6 protein-coding genes are annotated in these 6,095 nt (G+C 54.8%); 3 read left to right on the forward strand and 3 right to left on the reverse strand.

All coding sequences use genetic code 11. The annotated features are described in order from the left end of the window. On the reverse strand, window positions 1-890 hold an 890-nt coding region (gene trpB / locus B2T33_RS16950), incomplete at its 3' end, for a tryptophan synthase subunit beta (protein ID WP_286792707.1). A gap of 137 nt (window positions 891-1,027) precedes the next feature. After that, entirely contained in the window at window positions 1,028-1,207 is a 180-nt protein-coding gene (locus B2T33_RS16955; protein WP_040822460.1) for a zinc-finger domain-containing protein, read from the reverse strand. A 195-nt stretch (window positions 1,208-1,402) separates the two neighbouring features. Between B2T33_RS16955 and B2T33_RS16960 the strand changes: the two genes are divergently transcribed. Further along, the gene (locus B2T33_RS16960; protein WP_008888668.1) at window positions 1,403-2,371 is read left to right on the forward strand and encodes an ABC transporter ATP-binding protein; all 969 of its coding nucleotides are present in this window, start codon (window positions 1,403-1,405) and stop codon (window positions 2,369-2,371) included. A gap of 82 nt (window positions 2,372-2,453) precedes the next feature. On the opposite strand, the gene B2T33_RS16965 is transcribed toward B2T33_RS16960, so the two are convergent. Next, the gene (locus tag B2T33_RS16965) at window positions 2,454-2,741 is read right to left on the reverse strand and encodes a coiled coil domain-containing protein (RefSeq protein ID WP_197146269.1); all 288 of its coding nucleotides are present in this window, start codon (window positions 2,739-2,741) and stop codon (window positions 2,454-2,456) included. Between the two features lie 270 nt (window positions 2,742-3,011). Between B2T33_RS16965 and B2T33_RS16970 the strand changes: the two genes are divergently transcribed. Both B2T33_RS16970 and B2T33_RS16975 read left to right on the forward strand, forming a co-directional pair. Beyond that, a complete protein-coding gene (locus B2T33_RS16970) occupies window positions 3,012-3,995 on the forward strand; it encodes an alpha/beta hydrolase (protein WP_252724008.1) in 984 nt (327 codons plus the stop codon). 147 nt (window positions 3,996-4,142) lie between these two features. Then, window positions 4,143-5,879, forward strand: coding sequence for an adenylate/guanylate cyclase domain-containing protein (locus B2T33_RS16975; RefSeq protein ID WP_008888665.1), 1,737 nt, complete (start codon window positions 4,143-4,145; stop codon window positions 5,877-5,879). Window positions 5,880-6,095: the final 216 nt, after the last annotated feature.

Raw genomic sequence — 6,095 nt, forward strand, 5'->3', positions numbered from 1 at the left:
AGATAGGTACGGTTGCCGTGCAGAACGCCCGGCTTGCCCGCCGAAAGGCTTGCGGCATGTTTGCCGGTATGAACGCCGTGACCGGCGGCTTCGACACCGACAACTTCGACACCCTTGTCATCAAGGAACGGGTGGAACAGGCCAATGGCGTTGGACCCGCCGCCAACCGATGCGATCACCTGATCGGGGAGGCGATTTTCGGCTTCCATGATCTGTCGGCGGGCTTCATTGCCGATGACCGACTGGAAATCACGGACCATTTCCGGATAGGGGTGCGGGCCAGCCGCGGTACCGATGATGTAGAAGGTATCTTCGACGTTGGTGACCCAGTCACGCAGGGCTTCGTTCATCGCATCTTTCAGCGAGTTCGAACCGGAAACGACCGGTTTGACCTCTGCACCGAGAAGGCGCATGCGGAACACATTTGGCGACTGACGTTCGATATCCTTGGAACCCATATAGACCGTGCAGGGCAGGCCAAAGCGTGCACAAACGGTCGCGGTCGCAACGCCATGCTGACCAGCGCCGGTTTCGGCGATGATACGGGTTTTGCCCATGCGCTTGGCCAACAGGATCTGACCGATGCAGTTATTGATCTTGTGCGCGCCGGTATGGTTAAGGTCCTCGCGCTTGAAATAGATCTTTGCACCGCCGAGTTCCTCGGTCAGGCGTTCGGCGAAATAGAGCGGGTTTTCACGGCCAACATAGTGACGGAGATAGTAATCCATCTCTTTTTTAAACGCAGGGTCTGCCTTGGCGTCCTTGTAGGCCTGTTCCAGCTCAAGGATCAGCGGCATCAGGGTTTCGGCGACAAAGCGTCCGCCGAAATTGCCGAAATGCCCGTCCGGATCGGGCAGAGCGCGGAAGCTGTTAGGTGCAGAAGACGTCATGGAAGTTCCCCGTGGATTGGCCGTGATGGCGTTCACGACAGCATAGGCAGGTGACAATATATGGTCTGCCAGACCATCTGTGCGCAAGCACCGGCAGGGTCTGGCCCCATACTGTACCTAAAAAGGTGCGTATTGGATTAGTGGGCTGCGTGCTCGGCCAAGGATTTGTCGAAGATATATTTTTTCGAGCAATACGGGCAGACCACCTCGCCTTTTTCCTCAAGATTAAGGTAAACGGTCGGGTGCCCAAGGTGACCTTTTCCGCCGTCGCAGGCAACATTTAGCGTGCCGACTTTGATTTCTTCGGTGATCTTCATATATCCAGTTCCAAGTTTGCCTTTTTCAGGCTTGTATGACCATCGGGATTGGCCACGCACTGTGGACAGCATTGACCCCGGTTTCCCGGGAATGATACCGATTGGGCATATTCAATCAATACTTCCGCGTGCTCATGGCGCCTCATGGTCTTAGCGCAAACAAGCGACGCGGAAAAGAGTGGAGATCACGGACATATGACTGCAATGCCCGACTATGCCATCGAAGTCGAGGGGCTGACAAAGGTCTATAAGGGATCAAACGGCGAAAAACTCGCCCTTGATAACGTTTCGCTCAAGATTCCGCGCGGCTCGTTTTTTGCCCTGCTGGGCCCGAACGGCGCCGGAAAGTCTACATTTATCAACATCTTGGCCGGTCTTGTTACCAAGACCAGCGGTACGGCAAAAATCTGGGGCAACGATATCGAAGCCCAGATGCGGGCCGCACGCTGCTCCATCGGGATCGTGCCCCAGGAACTCAATCTGGATGCATTTTTCACCCCGCGTCAGGTGATGGAATTGCAGGCGGGCCTCTATGGCGTGCCGAAATCCGAACGCCGCACGGACGAGATTCTTGCCGCCATCGGACTCGCCGACAAGGCAGACTCGTATGCAAGGTCGCTTTCGGGCGGGATGCGTCGCCGTCTTCTGGTCGGCAAGGCGATGGTCCATACGCCGCCCGTTCTGGTTCTTGATGAACCGACCGCCGGTGTGGATATCGAACTGCGTCAGCAGCTTTGGGCTTACGTCAAGGAGTTGAACAAAGCGGGCGTCACGATTGTTCTGACCACGCATTACCTTGAAGAAGCCGAAGAACTTTGTGACGAGATCGCGATCATCAATCAGGGCAATGTCATTGCCCATGAAGACAAGCGCAGCTTGCTGCGCCGGATTGATCACAAGACGCTGGTTCTGACCGTGAACAACGAACTGAACGCAGTACCCGATGCCCTGTCGCCCTGGGGGGCAGAGCTTAAATCGGAAAACCAGATCGCGCTTCATTACCGCCCAAGCAACACCCAGATGGCGGAAATCCTTGAGGCGATCCATGGCTGTGGTCTTGCGATCAAGGATCTGTCGACCGAGGAAGGCGATCTTGAAGACATCTTCTTGATGCTGACCCGCGATAATAACAAGCAACGCGCAGGTGCCGGCAAGGCTGCCTAATTCGTTGCGTTTTCGTAATCATGTACAAAACCCCGCAAGTTTTCTTGCGGGGTTTTGTGTTATTGCGTTTTGATCCGCTCGATCACTTGAATCTGCTGGTAGCCATTTTCATCGCAGCTTCAATCGAGTCCCAAGCGTTATCCATGCCAGCTTTCAGGTCCTGCCAGGCGGTATCGCTTGATTTTTGCAATTCTCTAAGCTTCTGCTCGGCCTCGTCTTGCATGGCGCGGAGCTCTTTGACTTGTTTCTGATACTGTATTTGTGCATCGGCTTCTGCCAACTCAGCCTGCGCCTTAAGCTTGTCAATCTGGGCACTCCACTCATTGAGTTGGGCTTCCAGTTTTTTCTCGTAAGCTTCTTTCATGCTCATGGTCGTATCCTTTCGTTGGAAAACGTGTGGAACGATCGATATGGCAACAAGGCAAAATACCCAATGTCTGCGTCTGTCATTGGATTAAAAAACCCGCTGAACCTGCTGTAGTTCTACTAGATTGGGCCGATTGGTTAAACCTTAAACCAGAATTTCCTCAATAACCCGACTGCCCGCTTGGAATATGTAATGTGTGACAATACCTTGCGGGCGAACGCATTATAATCTTCATTGAGTGTCTCTGTTTCCTGCGTAGGGTTGGTCACCACTTTGTCACCGTGTTTATTGCGCCCCGTTGTCCGCCTTTGTGCGATGTTGTTGTTTGCCGGGATGGTAAGCGCCTGTGCGCCAACTGTTCGCCCGGCGGGGCTACCGATTGCCCAGACCGTGCTTGGGCCAGACGTTTTTGTTGCGGCCGATGGTACTGCGCTACCGTTGCAAAGCTGGGGCAATCTTGAAGATCCCGATGCAGTGATCCTTGGTCTGCACGGGATGGGTGATTATGCCAATGCCTTCATGGAACTGGGTGAACAGGTCGGCCCGAAGGGCATCGCGATCTATGCTTATGATCAGCGTGGCTTTGGCCGTACGGCTACACGTCCATTCTGGGCCGGCACGGGCAGTCTGGTCAATGATGCTAGTGACGCATTGACGCTGTTGCGCGCCCGCTATCCTGACACACCGATTTACCTTCTGGGGAATTCGATGGGCGGGGCGGTGGCGATCATCACCGCTGCCACGCGCGGGCATCTGATGGATGGCTTGGTTTTGGTGGCACCGGCAGTTTGGAACCGGAACATGATGCCGTGGTACCAGACCGCACCGCTTTCGATCCTGTCGTACAGCCTGCCATGGTTGCCGCTGACCGGGCGGGGACTTGATATCTGGCCGTCGGACAATATCGAAATGCTGCGTCGGCTGTCGCGTGACCCGCATATGATGTCTTCAGTCCGGGTCGATTTGCTTGCCGGTGTTGCCGATATCATGGATCTGGCGCGCGTTCGGGCCGGGGATATATCTGTGCCAACACTTTTGCTGTCGGGGATGCAAGATCAGGTGATCCCGCCCAAGGCAGTTGCGGCGCTTGATGATCAACTGTCCAGTCTTGGTTTGCCCGACTATCACCGCTGCCTTTATTCGGAGGGGTATCACATGTTGTTGCGGGATCTGAACGGGCCGGTGGTGATCGAGGATATCCGGCGCTGGGTCACGGATCGCACAGATCGGAAAAATTATTCCTGCACCAACAACTGATTGCTTTTTGACCCTCAATCAATGATCAGGTAGCCTTTTTTAAATAGTTGCAAGGCATTATGCAGGTTGTCGAACCGCTGTTTCGTTCCGATATGCCAAGCAGCAATTGATGATGCAACATCACTTAACCGGAGGATCAGGACCGGCATGCTAAGGACCATTCGGGCGAAGTTCCTGGGTGTCGCGGCCTTTTTTGTCGTGTGGCTCGTTGTGGCCACCGGGTTCTCCGTGATCCAGTCCCTTGGCATCAATGGTGATCTTGAGGCGGTGTCGCGCTACGTCACGCCGGTTAAGGACTCGCTTTCGGACGTGCGTGCGCGCCAGCTTGAACAGATTTCGCTGATTGATCGTTACATGCGGGTGGTCGAAAGTGACGGACCGCAGACATCGCTTCTAAATGGCATCGAGATCGAAATCGAAGCCAAACAAACCCAGATCGAACAGGCCTTCCGCAAATCCTTTACCTTTGCTGCCCTTGGTCGGGCGCAGGCATCCGGTCACTTTGACGAGGGTGTGCTGTTTGATCTTGATGTGCGCATGCGGGAATTTGCCGATGTATCGGCACAGTTTTCCTTGGGCGTTGAACGGTTGCTTGATCAGGTGCGGGCAGGAAATCTTGCCGATGCCCGGTCACAGGAAAACACCGTGCGCGGCCTGCATCGGATTATCGTGCTGAACCTGCGCAATGAAATCCGGCTTCTCGAAGACTACGCGGCCCAAACGGTTGAAAACGTTTCCAAGCGCGAAGATTTCCTGATTCAGGCCGAATTCATCATGATGCTGGCCGCCGTCATTATCGGCATTTCGCTGGCCTATTATATGGCGCATGCGGTGGTGGTTGCTGTGCGCAAAACCACGAGTGCATTGAATTCCATTCAGTCGGGCAAGCTTGATACCAAGCTTGAATTCAGCTCCAAGGGTGACTTTGGCCGGTTGGCAGATGCCTTTAACCGCATGACGCGCGAACTCCGCGTGCGGTTTCGGATGCGCGAACGGTTTGGCAAATATGTCGATCCGAAAGTCATCAATAATCTGATCAATCAGGAAACCGCGCTTGAGAACTCCGAAAAGCGCGTGATGACCGTTAGTGTCGTCAACCTGACCGGGTTTGACTGGCTGGCGGAACATACGCCGCCAGAAAAGCTTGTCGACTTCCTGAATGACTATCTGACAGCGATGACTGAACCGATTGCCAATCAAAGCGGGATTATCGACAACTTTGTTGGTGACCGGGTGATCGGCTTCTGGGGCCCTCCCTTCTGCGGCGAAGGGGCCCATGCCAAACATGCCTGTCAGGCGGCCCTTGAACAGGTTGCGCGCTTTAACGCGCTTAAGACCAAATATGCCGAACTGATTGGCGATCATGGTCTTGAAATCCGTGTTGGCATTGCGACCGGCGAGGTCGTTGTCGGGTCCATTGGTACGGACAAATCACGCGCCTATACCGTGGTTGGCGATTGCGTGAACTATGCCAACCGTCTGGAAAAGGCCAACCGGGTCTATGGCACGCAAATTCTGGCTTCGCACGAAACGGCCAGCATGGCGTCGGGTGAGGTCGAAATGCGCGACCTTGATCATGTGGTGCTGCTGGGTACTGAAAAGGTCGTCTTCCTTTACGAAGTTCTGGCGCAAGGCGGACAGCTTTCTGAAGAACGGCGTGAATGGCGCAGCAAGTACGAAACCGCCATGGCGCATTACCGCGATGGCAATTTCGATGCGGCCCGGCCGCTTTATGAAGAAGTCATCGCGTTTGATGACAGCGACTTTGCCGCACAGCTGATGATGAACCGCATGGAGCGCCTTGAGCGGCGCGAACAGGACCGCGAATGGGATGGCACCTGGGTGGTGCGTGACCCGTATGAACGCCGTGATGTCGAAAGCTGATTGCAGCCACAACCTGCCAAGGTTACCTTAACCGGTATCGGGGATGATTGAGCGGGTATCGGGGTTCGAAAACCCTTGCCCGTTCAGGCCAAAACCTGTATCACCCATCGCACTCGGGCCACATATTCCAGTCACGGTCCGACATATTGCGCACCCGTAGCTCAGCTGGATAGAGCGTCGCCCTCCGGAGGCGAAGGTCTCAGGTTCGAATCCTGA

It is taken from the genome of Thalassospira sp. UBA4513, assembly GCF_002388495.1.
Lineage (GTDB): Bacteria > Pseudomonadota > Alphaproteobacteria > Rhodospirillales > Thalassospiraceae > Thalassospira > Thalassospira tepidiphila.